Source organism: Bacillus sp. 22446 (assembly GCF_052044955.1).
GTDB classification, from domain to species: domain Bacteria; phylum Bacillota; class Bacilli; order Bacillales; family Bacillaceae; genus Bacillus; species Bacillus altitudinis.
Genome location: NZ_JBQEOD010000003.1, coordinates 450,890 through 466,601 on the forward strand (window position 1 = coordinate 450,890; position 15,712 = coordinate 466,601).

Genomic DNA, 15,712 nt, shown 5'->3' on the forward strand with positions numbered 1-15,712 from the left:
TCCAATGGAGGCTCTTTCTTTAGTTCATATACGTTCCGCCATTCATATTGATGGTTTCTCCTGTGATGAAATCTGACTGATCAGAGGCTAAAAAGGTAACGGCGTTTGCGACTTGCTGCGGTGTTCCAATTGTTTTCAGAGGAATTCTTTCTAAAACAGATCTACGGTATTCATCACTCCACTGTTTGCTCATGTCTGTCTCAATTGGCCCAGGACAGACAGCATTTACATGAATGTGATGTGCTGCTAATTCTTTGGCAAGATGCATCGTTAAGTAATTGATACCTGCCTTTGAAACGCCGTAAGCGGGTGATGCATTGTGATGAGGGGTTTTGCCAGTAGTTGAACTCATGTTGACAATCTTCCCGCCTTGCTGTTTGATCATGTCAGGAATGACTGCTTGACACATGAGAAACGTACCCGTCAAATTAATATCAATTAGTCTTTTCCATTCATCAACAGATGTATCGACTGTTGATTTCCGCAAATTGATCCCAGCATTGTTGACCAATATATCAATCTGTCCGAAATGGTTTTTTGCCTTCTCAACGAGGGAGACAGCTGTCGCTGGTAAACTAGCATCACCAGCGACAGAAACAGCGCGTGTCTCTTCTTTATTCAGAGAGGAGCAAACGTCTTGCAATAGCACTTCATTCGTTCCGTTCAGCACCACTTTAGCTCCTTCAGAGACAAATGCCTCCGCAATGGCGCGGCCAATCCCTCTGCTTGCACCTGTAATGATTGCTACTTTGTTTTGTAAAGTCATCTATCATCCCACCCATCTGTCATAATTAAAAAGCGCTTTCATTTATTATAAAATGTGATGTTTCATCATTCAACATATAAATTGGGAATGAATAGGTTTTGAATAAAAGTGTTTCATAATAAAACAAATACATCTTTTCCACTTCAGGGTATACTAAAAGGAACAAGCAATGGATAAGGGGGAACCTCAATGAAACTTTATACAAAAACCGGAGATCAAGGTCAAACAGGCTTGATTGGCGGGCGGGCTGATAAAGATGACGCAAGAGTAGAAGCGTACGGTACATTAGATGAGGCGAATAGTTTGATTGGACTAGCCCATGCAAACTTAAGGCAGCATGGCGAATTGTTTCAAGATATTCTATCTGAGCTGATGGTCATTCAGCATGAACTGTTTGACTGCGGCGGTGATTTAGCAGCGGTGAAACCACCGAAAGAAGGCAAGTTAAAAGAAGAATCTGTCACAGTCCTTGAAAAGCGAATGGACGTGTATGTAGAAGAAGCCGCGCCACTGACTAAATTTATTTTACCTGGGGGCCAGGAAGGTGCTGCCCTCTTACATGTAGCGCGAACAGTCGTCAGGAGAGCCGAGCGGCATATTGTGACACTCGCAAAGCAGGAGGAAATTCCAGCAGTTACGCTCACATATGTGAACCGTCTATCCGACTATTTATTTGCTGCCGCCCGTATTGTGAATCATCGGCTTGGTGAAGCGGATGTTGAATATGAACGAAGTGCAGACGTGTTTCGTTCTAAATGAGGAAAAGCACTCTTCTAGTCGAAGAGTGCTTTTTCTATAGATTCAACCGCTCAGTCTGAGCCATGTTACGACTCTGGTCGCAATCAAAGATCAATCTACGACACGTTTTGCCGGCTTCCTTTTTTGACTATAGTTAAAGCAAGGAGCAAGAAAGGAGGCATGAAGATGAAAATCACAAGTAAAACCATCATCGGTTCAATCCTGATGTTTATCGGTTTATCCATCTTCTTTGGTGGTTCATTGGGCGGGCTGATCCCGACTTTGATTGGGGCTTGGCTCATTTATGTAGGTGTCAAAAAATATGATAAAGGCAGTAAAACAACAGGGGTCATACTCTCTATTATCGGTGTATTGCTCGTCGCACAGTCACTGCCGTTTTTACTCGGAATCGCATTTGCTGGAGTACTTCTCTACTTTGGCTGGAAGATGATCAATGGTGAATCTGCAAAGGAATCATCCGGCAGAACAATATATATGGAGCCAAACACGGCACCGAACATGGAAGAATCTATGCACACGTCATTTGATCAAGAATGGGAAGACTTTTTAAAGAAAAAATAAAGGGAGGAATATGAAATGGTATTAAGAAGAGTACGTGATATGTTTGTTGCAACAGTCAATGAAGGCTTAGATAAATTGGAGAATCCGCGTGTCATGCTGAATCAATATGTTCGTGATATGGAGGACGATATTGCCAAAGCGAAACATGCGATCATTAAACAGCAAACCATTCAGCAAGGTTTCTTGAGAAAAGCAGAAGAAACAGAAGAATTTGCTGATAAACGAAAGAAACAGGCGGAGCTGGCGTTTCAGGCAGGAGAAGAAGAACTTGCACGGAAAGCACTGACTGAAATGAAGTATTTTGAAGAAAAGCACAACGAATATCAAGAAGCCTATCAGCAATCTGTTAAACAGCTGAAAGAGCTGAAAGAACAGTTGCAGCATCTAGAAACAAAGCTGCGTGATGTTAAAGACAAGAAGCAAGCGCTGATTGCAAGAGCCAATGCCGCACAGGCAAAGCAGCATATGAATGAATCTATGAATAAGGTTGATAGTGAAAGTGCTTATAAAGAATTTCTACGCATGGAGAACCGTATAGAGGAAATGGAGACAAAAGCGGGCAGCTATGCACAATTTGCCGATCAGGGTGCATATGCTCATCTTGATTACGCTGATGAGGTTGAAAAGGAATGGCAAAAGCTTAAGCGATCAAAGCAGCTTGAGAAACAGCCGGCAAACTAATGGAAATGTGTCAAAACGGAAGAAAAACAGGATTTTTCTTCCGTTATTTGATTTCTTTCTGTTTCGCTTTTCCTTATAATAAAAAGGTCAAAGGATAAAGGGATGATATAAATGAAACGGTTCATTGGTCTAATTTGTATACTTGTTGGTGTTTTTTTGATGATTGGGATGCTTTTCAAAAATGGAGATCTCTTTCATTTGAGCTTTTCTCGTGATAAAGCGGTCACAACAGCTTCAGCGAAAAAGGATGAGGTTGAACAATTAGATATCTCTCTTTCTGGATTTCGCATCAAGGTGAAGCCGGAAGATCGTTCGGATATTTCTGTGATGGTTGTGAATGGAAAAGGGAAAATGTATGCGGAACAAACAGGCGGAACATTCAAAGTCCGTGCTGAAAATAAAGGATTTTTGTTTTTCTCTGCATTTGAAAAAGGAGAACTCTTAGTCAAAATTCCAACAGATTATCATAAAGATGTGAAAATAACAGGTGGAATCGGCGTGAGCGAAGTAAATGGCGAAGGAAAGCTGTCTCTTCAAGATGTGACGCTCAAATCAACGAGCGGAAACCTCACAGCTGAGAACTTCTCAGCAAATCGAGTGGAAATCAAGGCGACTTCTGGCAGACTCTCAGTGTCTCATATTGATGCGAAGGAAAGTGATATTGGTGCCACTTCTGGTCGTGCTGATATTCAAGATGTAAAAGGAAAGCTGCAATTAGGCATGACAAGCGGCAGGCTGACAGCAAGCTTTGATACAATTGATTCACCAGTCGACTTTCACATGACATCAGGCAGTGCGAAATTTAACTTGCCAGATGAGGGAGATTTCAAAGTCCAAGTGAAAAAAACGAGTGGACGTATTGATCATTCGTATGATTTTGACCAAGTGGATAGTGAAGGCCGAGGTTTTACAGGCACGCATGGGAAAGGGACACACTTAGTCGATATTGAGATGACAAGCGGAAACTTAAAATTGCGGTAAACAAACGTAAAAAGGAAGGAGGCGAGTCAACTGCGTTTTTCTAGAAATCAAATTTTAGGCATCATTGTGGTGATTTTTGGTATTAATCTTTTTCTCAAAATTATTGGGATTGGGGCAGACCTATTTTGGCCAGTGTTTTTTGCTCTAGCTGGTTATTGGCTGCACTCTCGATCTAAACGTTGGCTCGGTTCGGTTTCCTATATTTTTGCAGGCTTTCTCTTCTTGAAGTTTCTACTAAATATCACGTTTAGTTTGACTGGGTATTTATTTGCTGCCTTTTTGATCTATGCGGGCTATCGTTTATTGAAAAACAAACCTGTTTTTGATGTCGATAAAAAGGAATCATCAGACGATGGGAAGCCTTCACTGAAAGTCAATCTTGAAAAAGAGGGCGATCAGAAGAAAACAAAAAGCCAGGCAAAGCCGCGCAAAGAACATGATTTCTTTATCGGTGAAGTCAGGCTGATGAAAAAACCATTTCAATTAAGCGATTTGACCATTTCAGGTTTTATTGGCGATGTCAAAATCGATTTATCAAAGGCGATCATTGCTGAGGAAGAGAGCACGATCGTCATTAGTGGACTCATTGGAGATGTCGATATTTATGTACCTCAGGATATTGAAGTATGTGTGAGTGCTTCGGCTGCGATCGGTGATATGAAAATCATTGATGAAAAAAGAAGCGGGTTCGGCAGTAAAGTGTATGTCATGACAAATGATTATGACGAAAGCAAGCGAAAAGTGAAAATCTCCATCTCTCTATTGATTGGGGATGTGGATGTGAGGTACTTATGAGGAAACTGCATTTAGGCATCCAGTGGCAATCTGTTCGTCTGGCAGTCGGTATCTCGCTTGGTGTTGTCATCATGACGACATTCCCGATGTTTTTTTATTACCAGCTTGATCCCATGATTTTGCTGTCTACGCGGTGGTTCGGCATCCCGTTTTTTTGTATTTTACTCATTATTAGTCTCGCCATTGGTGTATCAGCGGGGCATGTGTTTGGCTATCAGCATAAGAAGCGGCTGGATCAGCTTGTAGAGTCGATTTTGAAGTTTGAAAATGGGAATTTTGCCTATAGACTGCCTTCTCTAGGTGATGATGAAATTGGTTTGGCGGCAGATCAATTAAATGAAATGGCGAAACGAGTGGAAGGGCAAGTAGCCTCCTTACAAAAGCTCTCAAATGAGCGAGCTGAATGGCAGGTTCAAATGAAAAAATCGGTTGTCTCTGAAGAGCGTCAGCGTCTAGCGCGTGAGCTGCATGATGCAGTCAGCCAGCAGCTATTCGCCATTTCGATGATGACGTCTGCGATTCTTGAAGGGATGAAGGAAAAGGATGAAAAGATTTTAAAGCAAATGCGACTTGTGGAACGAATGGCTGGCGATGCACAAAATGAGATGCGTGCACTCCTTCTGCATTTAAGACCGATCACCCTTGAAGGAAAAGACTTGAAAAAAGGCTTGATTGAGCTACTCAATGAATTTCAGGCAAAGCAGCCAATTGATATTGATTGGGAAATAGAAGATGATGCTCCGCTGTCTAAAGGGGTGGAGGACCATCTGTTCCGAATTGTGCAAGAAGCCCTTTCCAATGTGTTTAGGCATGCAAAGGCGACAAAGGTGACAGTACGTCTGCTTATTCGGAACCGTCAAGTTCAGTTGAAAATTATCGACAACGGGATTGGTTTTCAAACAGATCATGTGAAGACTGCTTCCTACGGACTTGAATCGATACGAGAAAGAACAAGTGAAGTAGGCGGTGTCGCAGAGATTATGTCATTTGAGGGAAAAGGCACACAAATTGATGTGAAGGTTCCCATTTTTGATGAAGGAAAAGGAGAGAACGTTCGATGATTCGAGTGCTTTTAATTGACGATCACGAAATGGTGAGAATGGGTCTTGCTGCTTTTTTAGAGGCACAGGCGGATATTGAAGTCATCGGTGAAGCGTCAGATGGACAAAAAGGTGTAGAACTAGCGGTTGAATTAAAGCCAGACGTGATTTTAATGGACCTTGTTATGGAAGGCATGGATGGCATCGAAGCAACGAAAAGAATTTGTCAAGAAATAGAGGATGCTCGGATTATTGTACTGACGAGCTTTATTGATGATGATAAAGTGTATCCGGTTATTGAGGCTGGTGCATTAAGCTATCTTTTAAAAACATCGAAAGCAGGAGAAATTGCTGATGCCATCAGGTCTGCGAGTATCGGCGAACCAAGACTTGAATCAAAAGTAGCTGGAAAGGTCATGAACAAACTCCGCCATTCATCAAACGGGTCCATTTTGCACGATTCGTTAACCGCAAGAGAAATGGAAATATTAAAGCTGATTGCCGATGGGAAATCGAATAAGGTCATTGCTGAGGAATTGTTTATTACCATCAAAACAGTCAAGACGCATATTACCAACATTCTTTCCAAGCTTGATGTAGAAGACCGCACACAAGCAGCCGTGTATGCACATCGCCATAAGCTGATTCAATAAAAAAACAGCTTTCAAATGAAAGCTGCTGGAACATGCGCAAAATTAGTCCTTCTGTCCTGTGATTGGACGTTCGGATAGTTGATGGAGCTCAGGAACTGGAAAAGCCTCCTGCTCCTCGGCCGATTTGTCTTCCAGGGTTTTCTTCATCTCGGAAAGCAGTTTGACGCTTTCCTTTGCCACTGCCGCTTTTTTCTCTTGCAAATCAATGATCTGTGAAAGTCCAACAAATAAACCGCCTCCAATCAGAAGGAGCGCAGGGGTTTGTCCATAATAAATCACGATCAAAAATGTGCTTGAAAAGCTGTCGGCTTCAATGAAGAAATCTTCTTTTGATTGCATGAATACCACGACTAACAGGAGTATTCCTAGAATCAAAAATAGAATGCCGGCCGAAAGTAAAGCTCGTTTCATGATTGACACCCTTTTTTTCTTACCATTTTAACATACTCTATAAGGATTGTGTTGCGCCCTTAGTCCCGAAGTCACGGATTTTCACATTTACCTTGTAACGAATATCCGATTCACTGAAAATGTCATCCCAATGTTTTGCTTCTTTTCGGAATTCCTTCGGATAGGCAATACTCGCTTTTTGATAAAATCCACAAATATCTGCTTTGATCTCATGCTGTAATTCCCCGATAAAATCTTTTACATTTTCCTCAAGTCGATGTGCCACGACTTTCTCAATTTCTTGGAGGTATTTTTCATTAAATGAATTTTCCCGTTCATTCCAATCCTCAGACAATCTTCCATCAAGCTCCACTGATACATCAAATTCATATTTGCCACTGGCAGTTTTATGGGTGTCAATGTTGTGTTTGATTTTAAAGATCTCAAAAGAATAAATGCTATGTTCATATTGGAATTCAATCACTCCGCCTGTTGCATCTCCAGTCAGCAGGTTGTAGGACTGCACCGCTAAAGGAGAGATGTTGGTGAGAAATCGTTTGTTCTGAATAATCGAGGCACCATCCAGCATTAATTTGCCCTGACTGACACTGACTTTCGGAATGGCAAAGGATACGTTGTTTTGCATAGCAGAAGAAATATCTCCTAAGGAAACGGGCTTGAACATACGAATGGTCGTTTTTGTATTCGAAGAAATATCGTATAAGGTGGAAGCGGCAGGCTGGCCGTCGTCATTGATTTTCAGCATATCTCCAGGCTTCTCAGAGGCCATAAAGACAAGGCTTCCTCTTCGTGTTTCATTGTCCCGAATGAATTGATTGATGACCAAATCGAAATTATTTTCATTGATAAGGTCTTGAGAAAACAAATAAACCCTCAGCTGCTGAGCAAAAATGCGGTGTGTTTTTAGGGCCGTTGTACGAAAAATTTGGTGTATGGAATCACCGCTTGTCTCAATAATCTTCGTCGGATCTTTCACGCTTGATTCTTGCTCAATTTTTTGCGGAACGAGCACCTGCATAGACAGCTTCAATTTATGTCCGTCATCTCCTTTATCTACAGCAAATCCAATTGCCATGTTGAGCTCCTCGATATTTGTACTATCCCAGCACCCGCATAATAGAATCAGTGAGAAGAGCGCAAGAACCGCTTTCTTTTTCATGCTGTTTTCCGCCTCCTTTTGAAAAATACGATGATAAATAAAAGAAACGGGAGTATACCAAATAGAAGAAAGAACAAGTTGTTTACGTAGGTTAAATAGTCTCGGACCGTATCAACATCTTTTGGGAAAAGAGCGGCAAAGAAGATCACAATGCCCATCAAGGCGAGCGCGATTTTTTTAGGGAATTTAGTCAATTTGATGACTCCTATCGTAGCAAAAAACGTATATCCTACAAAGCTCGTATAAAGCTGGACAAGCCAAACAATCAGCAAAAAGGATTCAATCCGTTCAATAAAAATCCCCTGAATATCAAATGATTGAAATAAGGCAATGGTCGGCCACGTCAGAGTCGCCGTTTCTTTCACCGTGAGCGCACCAACCACAAGAATATAGGTGAAAATATAGATGATCGCAGGAATCAAAAAGCCGATGGAGCCATATGCAAAAGTGTGTTTTTGCGTATTCATATAGGCAGGCATGAAAAGCATCATTTCAATGCCGACAAACGAAATGGCCGAAGCATTCAAGGAATTGAAAACAGGGGAAATGCCCTCTCCTAAAACTGGCCGTAGGTTATCGAGCTTAAACTCTTGTACACTAAGTCCGTAGGCTACAAATAAGATGATGAGTGTGACAATCAGAAAAAAAGGGCACAGTCGGGCAAAATCACCAATCCCCCCAATCACAAGGTAAAAACCAACCAAAATAAAGCTGATCATCGTCACCGCTACAGGTGTGTTTTGAAGTAGAAAGAATTTCACCATCTCAGACATAGCCCGTACTTCATAGCTGGCAACGCCGAGAAAGTAAATAATAATCAACAGGTTGGCAAGTGAGCCAATCCATTTCCCAAGCCCTTCTTTTGTATAGTCATAGTAGGAAGAAAAGGAAACCTTTTTCATCATGAGCACATTGACAAAAATGAACACAATGTATATCACACTCATGAGTAAGAGTGCAATCCAGCCGTCAGGTGTTTGCGCAGCTTGAGCCATTGATCTTGGCAGAATCATCATACTTGCGCCTAGCGTGGTATTGGCGATAATGGCACTTGCCTGATAGCTTGTGATCGACTCTTTATGATTGACCATGTCGTTCCCCTTTCTTTTGATTTTTCAAAGGCAATCTGATGATGGAATTGTCCTCATTTTTATAACTGAAAACAAAATCTGGTGAAAAATATGGGGTGCCAAAGCTTTTTTGTCTTGTCAAATGAGTGAGTAAGACGAGCATAAACAGGACAAGTCCATATAAACCGAATGCAGCTGCAGTAAACATGGATACAAATCGAAGGACACGAAATGATATCCCCATTCCATATTGAGGAAAGGTAAAGGATGCAAGTGCAATGACGCTAACAATAATGACCATAATGGAGCTAACGATATGGGCTTGTACGGCTGCCTGCCCAATGACAACACCGCCCACAAGTCCGATTGTTTGTCCAAGTGGATTAGGAAGCCTTAACCCAGCCTCTCGCAGCAGCTCAATGGTCATTTCCATGATGAGTGCTTCCACAATAGGAGGAAAGGGGACATTCTCTCGTGTGCTTGAGATGGAAATAGCTAAAGTTGTGGGCAAAAGACCTTGATGGAAGGACACAAGGGCAATATAAATGGCTGATAAAAACAATGTGAGAAAGATGGACGTAAAACGCAGCAAACGAATAAGAGAGGCGGCGATCCATCTTTCATAATAATCATCAGGTGACTGCATAATTATCGCAAGGGAAGCAGGCACAATTAAGATAAAAGGCGAATGATCAACAAAGATGGCGACGCGCCCATTGTTTAAAGCAGATGCCACTTTATCAGGCCGTTCTGTGTTTTGAATTTGCGGAAAAGGAGAATACACATTGTCTTCAATGAGCTCCTCAAGAATGCCAGAGTCTTGAATATCATCAATCGTGACTTGTTTGAGACGCTTTTTTACCTCTTTTAAAACAGAGGGCTCAACGATACCATCAATGTACATGATCGATACTTGGGTGTATTTCTTTTCACCGATTTTCATGTCTACTGTTTTGAGATCAGGGTTTTTCAAACGCTGTCTGACGAGAGCTAAGTTCGTGTTGATATCTTCAATGAAACCAATTTTTGGTCCTCTTACGACGGTTTCAGACGTAGCATCTCCTAAATTGCGTTTCTTCGTTCCGTGTGTTTCTAAAATATAAGCATGTTGAAATCCGTTAATCAGTACGACACAATGTCCTTGGAAAATAGCATCTACTAGTTCTTCAGAGGTTTTTACCGTACGGGTAGTCATCATCGATAAATTGGATTCTAGCTTCTCTTTTGTTAGAGAGGCATGATCTTGCAATAGCAGCTTTAAGAAGGATTGAATCTGCATCGCTTCGTTCATTTCTTTAATGTATAAATAGTAGACAACCTGTCCATGAGGCAATGTTTTTTTCTCATGGATCAAATCATCCATGTCCTTTAACTGAGGGAGAATGACAGAGAGATTATCGTATAAGTGCTCTTTCAATGGAGTTTGATTCAAAAGGATCACCCGCCTCAATTTCTTTTTCTTAGCATTACCTGCTTGAAAAAACAATATTCTGTGTTACATTATTTTGTGGTATATGAAAGAATCACGGTGTTGGAGGAAAGAAGATGGCGCAAATTCGTTTAGCAGGAACAAAAGAGGAGATCGACCGTATTCTACAGTCGTTTGACAAGCATTATGAGGTGACCTATACGTCAAAAGATTACGGAAAAACCAATCCGAAATACAAATATTCCAAAGATGTTCGTGTTTATATTGAACTAAAATTAAAATAAAGATAAAATTTTAATTGAAAACGCTTAAAGGATTTTCGTTTTTTGTATAGAATAGAGTTGAGTGATGAAGCTATGGAGGGATACATAATGACAGAATTTAGAATCGAAAAAGATACAATGGGCGAAATCAAGGTGCCAAAGGACAAGTTCTGGGGTGCACAAACACAACGAAGCAAAGAAAATTTCAAAATCGGTTCTGAGAAAATGCCAAAGGAAGTTGTGAATGCGTTTGCAATTTTGAAACGTAGCACAGCGATTGCCAACGAACGTCTTGGCAACTTAGAAAGTGAAAAAGCAGAAGCGATTGCTGCTGTATGTGATGACATCATCAGTGGAAAATATGACGAGCATTTCCCGCTTGTTGTATGGCAAACAGGAAGTGGAACACAAAGTAACATGAACATGAACGAAGTCGTTGCAAATAGAGCAACTGCTTACTTGAAAGATAAAAATAGTGAATTCAGCATTCACCCGAATGACGATGTCAACCGTAGCCAAAGCTCAAATGATACATTCCCAACGGCTATGCACGTGGCAGCTGTTTTAGCTGTGTACAAAAAGCTATTGCCTGCGATTGACCAGTTAAGAGCGACGCTTGATGAGAAAGCAAAAGCATACCAAGAAATCGTGAAAATTGGCCGTACGCATTTGCAAGATGCAACACCACTTACAGTTGGCCAAGAGATTAGCGGCTGGGTGTACATGCTTGACCGTTCAAAAGAAATGATTTTAGAATCTACTGAAAAAATGAGAGAACTTGCGATTGGCGGAACAGCTGTTGGGACAGGAATTAACGCACATCCTGAGTTTGGCAAATACGTGGCAGAAGAAATCAGCCAGTTAACAGGTCAAACGTTCAATTCTTCACCAAATAAATTCCATGCGCTCACAAGCCATGATGAAATCACATATGCACACGGTGCGCTTAAAGCTCTTGCAGCTGACTTAATGAAAATTGCCAATGATGTGAGATGGCTTGCAAGTGGTCCTCGCTGCGGAATTGGTGAATTGATCATTCCTGAAAATGAGCCAGGCAGCTCCATTATGCCAGGAAAAGTCAACCCAACTCAAAGTGAAGCTTTAACAATGGTTGCCGCACAAATCATGGGGAATGATGCAACGATCGGTTTTGCCGCAAGCCAAGGAAACTTCGAGCTGAACGTATTTAAGCCGGTCATCATCTATAACTTCTTGCAGTCAGTTGAATTGCTTGCTGACGGCATGAACTCATTCCATGACAAGTGTGCCGTTGGAATTGAACCAAACCTAGAAACAATCGAGAAAAACCTGAATAATTCATTGATGCTTGTGACGGCACTGAACCCGCACATCGGATATGAAAATGCAGCGAAAATTGCGAAGCTTGCGCACAAAGAAGGTTTAACGTTAAAAGAAGCTGCCCTTCAATTAGAGCTATTAACAGAAGAGCAGTTTGAAGAGTTTGTGAAACCAGAAGAAATGGTGACACCGAAAGCAAAATAAAAACCAGAGGCCTCTGTGCCTCTGGTTTTTTTAATGGAAACTCCCTGAAATCACAGAAAAGAAGTTTGATTGTTTGTTTTTGTCACAATCATAAACCCATGGCAAGCAAGCCCTGGGTTTTATAAATGATCTTCTTTTAGAATGCGTAATAAGGAGCCTGAGACCGACTGAAGCGGTGTGTATAATTTCAATTGATAAAGCATGCCTTTGACGATGACTTGTCTTGGTTTTTGTTTGTTTAACTCGTTTTCTAAAATGCCAAGCGCTTCAAATAAATCTGGCTCGTCTTTCACTTCATAATGTGCTTCTGCCAGTTCTCTTAATTCTTTTAATAGAGATTCTGTGAGTGGATCAAATGATCGTTCATAAATAGGGCCGAACCAGTCGCTTGCTTGGTCCACAGAAATGAGCGGATGGTCATTGCGCTTCATCATACCACCCATTAGATCATCGATACGGTGAATCATTGTTGAGGCAAGCTCCTCTGCTTCCAGCTGAAAATCATATAAAATGGCAAGCTCAAAGTAAACGTGACTCATGCCCTCGATCGTTAAACAAAGATCAGCCATATAAGGAATGGCTGCATCTCCATACATTTGCTTCATGTTATCAATGTGCAGCTGAATCGTCGCAAGCCGAATTTGCTTTGCAAGCTGCTGCGTTTCTTCGTTCAATGGGAGCGCCCTGTCGCTTAGCTGCATTTTAATAAAATCCTTTTGCTGCAAAATATTATCGTAATAGACAGTGAGCTGTTTCCGGTAGGCTTCTTTTGGTGTGCCGCCCTCTGTTTGAACCTCATGAATCCGGGTAAATACCTTATCGTAATAGTAATGCAAGATCGAAATAAGCAGTGCTTCCTTCGATTTGAAATAAAGGTAAAACGCACCCTTTGACATGTGGCATTCATCCGCAATTTCCTGAACAGACGTTGTATTATAGCCTTTGCTGGCAAATAACTTCATACCAGCCTCAATGATCATTTTTTCTTTCTTTTTCAATATGAATGTCATCCTTTCTTACCGAGAGACAAATGTCTTAGGAAACGTGCGCAAAGAGATGTGACTTATCGGTCATAAACGACAAAACTTTTCAAAAATTAATCAGATTGTAACTTGTTTTTTACAGTGTAATTCTTTATATTATAAAGTAAGGTGACCAACTGGTCAAAAAATGTGAAAGGATGATGTTCCATGAGAGAAATCGATGACATGATTAGACGCTTGAAAGCAAAAGGAATTCAAGTAGAAAAAGTCAAAATGCCGAAAGAGACAACCATTGAAAAGAAATGGATGTATCAAGCTGGCAAGAAAATCAAAGCCACATACCGTGATTTCAATGGGTATTCATTCATCTAAAAAAGACTGCGGTTTAAAACCTACAGCCTCTTCTTTGGAACAGTGATCGTATAGCGTACACCTAGTTCATCATTTTCAATTGATATGGACGCTTGATGCATTGAAAGAATTCGTTTGACAATGCTTAATCCAATGCCGAATTCGCCCTTTTTTCCCTTACTAAAAGGTTCGTATAGGCTGGATAGCATGTGTTCTTCAATTGGAGGACCATCATTACGAATAACGATGCGGATTTGATCCTCTTCCTGCTTCATATGAATGTCAATTTTATTTTTTGCGTAGCGAAGTTGATTTTCTAATACATTTTCAAATAATTTGCTCCATTGTTCTGGATCGCCTTCAAGTGCAGCCTCATCATCTAAGTCCACGTTCCACTGCAATTCATTTTTCGACCAGCGTAAACGGTCAACCACTTCCAGCATTGTATTACTAACAAGGAAGGGAGAATGCGCCGGATGTTGTTTTGATAAATAATCAAGCTTTGTTAAATACAGCAAATCTTTGATTTTCTTCTCAAGCTTTTCCGCTTCGCCTTCAATCACTTCCACCGTTTGTTCAAGATCTCCTTTAGGAAAAATTCCATCTTTAATAGACTGCGTATAACCGCGGATGACCATCACAGGTGTTTTTAAGTCGTGTGATATATTTTGCAAAAGTGTTCGTTCTGTTTCATCCTTTTGAATGAGCTTTTGTCTCATTTCTTCAATCGTATGCCCCAGCTTGCCGATTTCATCTTGCCGGTCAACAATCACAGGATCGTCCCAGTCTTCTTGTGCAATGCGCTTGACGTGCTTTTCAAACGCAACAATTGGACGTGATAAGTAGCGGGCGAGCCAAATCGATGGAATCCAGCTTAGTAAAATAACCGTTCCTAAGATGAATATCAGCTGTTTAAACAGCGTAAAAGACAAGTCATCTCGATAAGAATCGGGTGCATATGACAAGAGAATATATTGTGTATTGCCTGTTGAGACTTTTTTGATCACAAAAAAGATATGCTGGCCATTCACTTCTTCAGAATAGCGTTTTGTTGCGCTTTTTTGTTTTTTAACAAAGGACTGCACTTTTTCAATAAAGGCATGCGGGAAAAACTGAGCCATTTGATTTAATTCATCTGACGGAATCAGAATGTGCTGAACCGAGCGGTTTTCTGGTGTCGACTTTGGTGAGCCGTCTCGATTCAGAGGGTATTCTGTTAACACTTGCTGCTCGTTTTCGATGTTTTTATAAATTTCATTCGTAAAGAAGCTGCGTAATGTATTTGAAAATAAAATGATCAGGACAATCGAGATGGTGAGTAAAATGCCAGAGATGACAACCCAGATTTGAAAAGCGAGCGGTTTGTTCTTCATCCTTTTAGCATCCTATAGCCAAATCCATAAATGGTCTCGACTTTTAAGTCAGGCATTTTTTTGCGCAGCCGTCTGACAAGATCATCGACCACACGATCTGTCCCGAAGTAATCGTGCCCCCAGATCTTGACGAGGATATCTTCCCGGGAAAAGGCATGTCCTTGATGATGGGTAAATAAGAGCAGCAAATCAAATTCCTTAGACGTTAAGTTAATCAGCTGATCTCCTTCATACACCTCTCTTACGTCCTCATGAATGATATAGGAAGAAACGGGTGTGACGCTTTGCTGCGGTGTGTCACTGTTTTTATATACAAGCTCCAGCAGCTTTTGCACGCGGATGATCAGCTCGCGCGGGAGAAAGGGTTTCGCAATATAATCACTGCTCCCAAGTTCTAAGCCAAGCACACGATCAATATCTGCATCACGTGCCGAAATAAAAATAACCGGTACGTCAGGCGAGGCTGCTTTGATTTCTTTAATGAGTGTGTAGCCGTCTGTATCAGGCAGCATAATATCTAAAATCCATAGATGCGGGGGCTTGTTCATTGCTTTGCGTGCCGCTTCTCCGGTTAAAAAAGAGGAAACATTCCAATTTTCACTCTCTAAATATTTGGTCAACAGTTCATTTAAATTCTGCTCATCTTCAACTAAATAAATGGTGTACGACAAAGTCTTCCACATCCTCTCAACGTCATTATAACGGGATACAAAGGCGGCATGTCAACAATCACACGCTTTTTTCACAATTTCACATATTCTTCTCATCATTATCCCATAATGTTTGTTTATGATAAGCTCAAGGGAAAAAAGGGCATAGACAAAAGGCTAATGAATAGGTGCTTTTCACCAATGTGCGCACCTTGCTTTTTTTCTATGAATAAGTATTATATAATTTGACATATTGTCATAAAGAATTTTTCAATGATATTGCC

The 15,712-nt window shown here is 41.0% G+C and carries 18 protein-coding genes; 10 read left to right on the forward strand and 8 right to left on the reverse strand.

Annotation, left to right across the window (positions count from 1 at the left end; genetic code table 11):
* Nucleotides 1-19 precede the first annotated feature (19 nt).
* A complete protein-coding gene (locus ACTJJD_RS09525; protein WP_035701338.1) occupies nt 20-766 on the reverse strand; it encodes an SDR family NAD(P)-dependent oxidoreductase in 747 nt (248 codons plus the stop codon).
* Nucleotides 767-955: 189 nt separating this feature from the next.
* Between ACTJJD_RS09525 and ACTJJD_RS09530 the strand changes: the two genes are divergently transcribed.
* The 7 genes from ACTJJD_RS09530 (at nt 956) to ACTJJD_RS09560 (ending at nt 6,236) form a co-directional block, all read left to right on the forward strand.
* A complete protein-coding gene (locus ACTJJD_RS09530) occupies nt 956-1,525 on the forward strand; it encodes a cob(I)yrinic acid a,c-diamide adenosyltransferase (RefSeq protein ID WP_025207953.1) in 570 nt (189 codons plus the stop codon).
* A gap of 165 nt (nt 1,526-1,690) precedes the next feature.
* Nucleotides 1,691-2,086, forward strand: coding sequence for a hypothetical protein (locus tag ACTJJD_RS09535; protein WP_242731043.1), 396 nt, complete (start codon nt 1,691-1,693; stop codon nt 2,084-2,086).
* A 15-nt stretch (nt 2,087-2,101) separates the two neighbouring features.
* Nucleotides 2,102-2,767 (forward strand): stress responsive protein LiaH, encoded by a 666-nt coding sequence (gene liaH, locus ACTJJD_RS09540; protein WP_341042074.1) that lies wholly within the window; start codon nt 2,102-2,104, stop codon nt 2,765-2,767.
* A 111-nt stretch (nt 2,768-2,878) separates the two neighbouring features.
* The gene (liaG, locus tag ACTJJD_RS09545) at nt 2,879-3,748 is read left to right on the forward strand and encodes a LiaG family protein (protein ID WP_342494289.1); all 870 of its coding nucleotides are present in this window, start codon (nt 2,879-2,881) and stop codon (nt 3,746-3,748) included.
* Between the two features lie 30 nt (nt 3,749-3,778).
* Nucleotides 3,779-4,543 (forward strand): cell wall-active antibiotics response protein LiaF, encoded by a 765-nt coding sequence (gene liaF, locus ACTJJD_RS09550; RefSeq protein ID WP_034647740.1) that lies wholly within the window; start codon nt 3,779-3,781, stop codon nt 4,541-4,543.
* The gene (gene liaS, locus ACTJJD_RS09555; RefSeq protein ID WP_008347087.1) at nt 4,540-5,604 is read left to right on the forward strand and encodes a two-component system sensor histidine kinase LiaS; all 1,065 of its coding nucleotides are present in this window, start codon (nt 4,540-4,542) and stop codon (nt 5,602-5,604) included. The genes liaF and liaS overlap by 4 nt, the downstream gene beginning before the upstream one ends.
* The gene (locus tag ACTJJD_RS09560) at nt 5,601-6,236 is read left to right on the forward strand and encodes a response regulator (protein ID WP_007500305.1); all 636 of its coding nucleotides are present in this window, start codon (nt 5,601-5,603) and stop codon (nt 6,234-6,236) included. Before liaS ends, ACTJJD_RS09560 begins: the two co-directional genes overlap by 4 nt.
* A gap of 42 nt (nt 6,237-6,278) precedes the next feature.
* On the opposite strand, the gene ACTJJD_RS09565 is transcribed toward ACTJJD_RS09560, so the two are convergent.
* The 4 genes from ACTJJD_RS09565 to ACTJJD_RS09580 are packed head-to-tail and all read right to left on the reverse strand — an operon-like array spanning nt 6,279 to nt 10,308.
* A complete protein-coding gene (locus ACTJJD_RS09565) occupies nt 6,279-6,647 on the reverse strand; it encodes a hypothetical protein (RefSeq protein WP_007500307.1) in 369 nt (122 codons plus the stop codon).
* Between the two features lie 37 nt (nt 6,648-6,684).
* On the reverse strand, nt 6,685-7,806 hold the full coding sequence (locus ACTJJD_RS09570) for a Ger(x)C family spore germination protein (protein ID WP_041507750.1): 1,122 nt from the start codon (nt 7,804-7,806) through the stop codon (nt 6,685-6,687).
* Nucleotides 7,803-8,897, reverse strand: coding sequence for a GerAB/ArcD/ProY family transporter (locus ACTJJD_RS09575; RefSeq protein ID WP_249670067.1), 1,095 nt, complete (start codon nt 8,895-8,897; stop codon nt 7,803-7,805). The genes ACTJJD_RS09570 and ACTJJD_RS09575 overlap by 4 nt, the downstream gene beginning before the upstream one ends.
* Nucleotides 8,884-10,308: a spore germination protein gene (locus ACTJJD_RS09580; RefSeq protein WP_284565182.1), complete on the reverse strand. Its 1,425-nt coding sequence runs from the start codon at nt 10,306-10,308 to the stop codon at nt 8,884-8,886. Before ACTJJD_RS09580 ends, ACTJJD_RS09575 begins: the two co-directional genes overlap by 14 nt.
* Nucleotides 10,309-10,421: 113 nt before the next feature.
* Between ACTJJD_RS09580 and ACTJJD_RS09585 the strand changes: the two genes are divergently transcribed.
* Nucleotides 10,422-10,589: a YvzF family protein gene (locus tag ACTJJD_RS09585; protein WP_003213147.1), complete on the forward strand. Its 168-nt coding sequence runs from the start codon at nt 10,422-10,424 to the stop codon at nt 10,587-10,589.
* Between the two features lie 87 nt (nt 10,590-10,676).
* Nucleotides 10,677-12,071 carry a class II fumarate hydratase gene (gene fumC / locus ACTJJD_RS09590; RefSeq protein WP_050826600.1) on the forward strand — a complete coding sequence of 465 codons (1,395 nt, stop codon included), beginning with the start codon at nt 10,677-10,679 and terminating at the stop codon, nt 12,069-12,071.
* Nucleotides 12,072-12,190: 119 nt separating this feature from the next.
* Here the strand turns inward: fumC and ACTJJD_RS09595 are convergent, their stop codons facing one another.
* Nucleotides 12,191-13,069 (reverse strand): TetR/AcrR family transcriptional regulator, encoded by an 879-nt coding sequence (locus ACTJJD_RS09595; RefSeq protein WP_113747005.1) that lies wholly within the window; start codon nt 13,067-13,069, stop codon nt 12,191-12,193.
* 192 nt (nt 13,070-13,261) lie between these two features.
* On the opposite strand from ACTJJD_RS09595, the gene spxO reads away from it, so the two are divergent.
* A complete protein-coding gene (gene spxO, locus ACTJJD_RS09600) occupies nt 13,262-13,426 on the forward strand; it encodes an anti-adapter protein SpxO (protein ID WP_008347070.1) in 165 nt (54 codons plus the stop codon).
* A gap of 20 nt (nt 13,427-13,446) precedes the next feature.
* On the opposite strand, the gene ACTJJD_RS09605 is transcribed toward spxO, so the two are convergent.
* Together ACTJJD_RS09605 and ACTJJD_RS09610 are read right to left on the reverse strand one after the other, a co-directional pair.
* Nucleotides 13,447-14,778, reverse strand: a complete 1,332-nt coding sequence (locus tag ACTJJD_RS09605) for a HAMP domain-containing sensor histidine kinase (protein ID WP_065461027.1) — start codon at nt 14,776-14,778, stop codon at nt 13,447-13,449.
* On the reverse strand, nt 14,775-15,449 hold the full coding sequence (locus ACTJJD_RS09610) for a response regulator transcription factor (RefSeq protein WP_058213630.1): 675 nt from the start codon (nt 15,447-15,449) through the stop codon (nt 14,775-14,777). Before ACTJJD_RS09610 ends, ACTJJD_RS09605 begins: the two co-directional genes overlap by 4 nt.
* Between the last annotated feature and the right edge of the window lie 263 nt (nt 15,450-15,712).

Bases quoted from the DNA above. Each gene is read 5' to 3' on its own strand.
- liaG (WP_342494289.1), top strand. From the start codon at position 2,879: ATGAAACGGTTCATTGGTCTAATTTGTATACTTGTTGGTGTTTTTTTG.
- ACTJJD_RS09535 (WP_242731043.1), top strand. From the start codon at position 1,691: ATGAAAATCACAAGTAAAACCATCATCGGTTCAATCCTGATGTTTATC.
- ACTJJD_RS09575 (WP_249670067.1), bottom strand. From the start codon at position 8,897: ATGGTCAATCATAAAGAGTCGATCACAAGCTATCAGGCAAGTGCCATT.
- ACTJJD_RS09530 (WP_025207953.1), top strand. From the start codon at position 956: ATGAAACTTTATACAAAAACCGGAGATCAAGGTCAAACAGGCTTGATT.
- ACTJJD_RS09585 (WP_003213147.1), top strand. From the start codon at position 10,422: ATGGCGCAAATTCGTTTAGCAGGAACAAAAGAGGAGATCGACCGTATT.
- ACTJJD_RS09565 (WP_007500307.1), bottom strand. From the start codon at position 6,647: ATGAAACGAGCTTTACTTTCGGCCGGCATTCTATTTTTGATTCTAGGA.
- spxO (WP_008347070.1), top strand. From the start codon at position 13,262: ATGAGAGAAATCGATGACATGATTAGACGCTTGAAAGCAAAAGGAATT.
- liaS (WP_008347087.1), top strand. From the start codon at position 4,540: ATGAGGAAACTGCATTTAGGCATCCAGTGGCAATCTGTTCGTCTGGCA.
- liaH (WP_341042074.1), top strand. From the start codon at position 2,102: ATGGTATTAAGAAGAGTACGTGATATGTTTGTTGCAACAGTCAATGAA.
- ACTJJD_RS09525 (WP_035701338.1), bottom strand. From the start codon at position 766: ATGACTTTACAAAACAAAGTAGCAATCATTACAGGTGCAAGCAGAGGG.
- fumC (WP_050826600.1), top strand. From the start codon at position 10,677: ATGACAGAATTTAGAATCGAAAAAGATACAATGGGCGAAATCAAGGTG.
- ACTJJD_RS09570 (WP_041507750.1), bottom strand. From the start codon at position 7,806: ATGAAAAAGAAAGCGGTTCTTGCGCTCTTCTCACTGATTCTATTATGC.
- ACTJJD_RS09560 (WP_007500305.1), top strand. From the start codon at position 5,601: ATGATTCGAGTGCTTTTAATTGACGATCACGAAATGGTGAGAATGGGT.
- ACTJJD_RS09605 (WP_065461027.1), bottom strand. From the start codon at position 14,778: ATGAAGAACAAACCGCTCGCTTTTCAAATCTGGGTTGTCATCTCTGGC.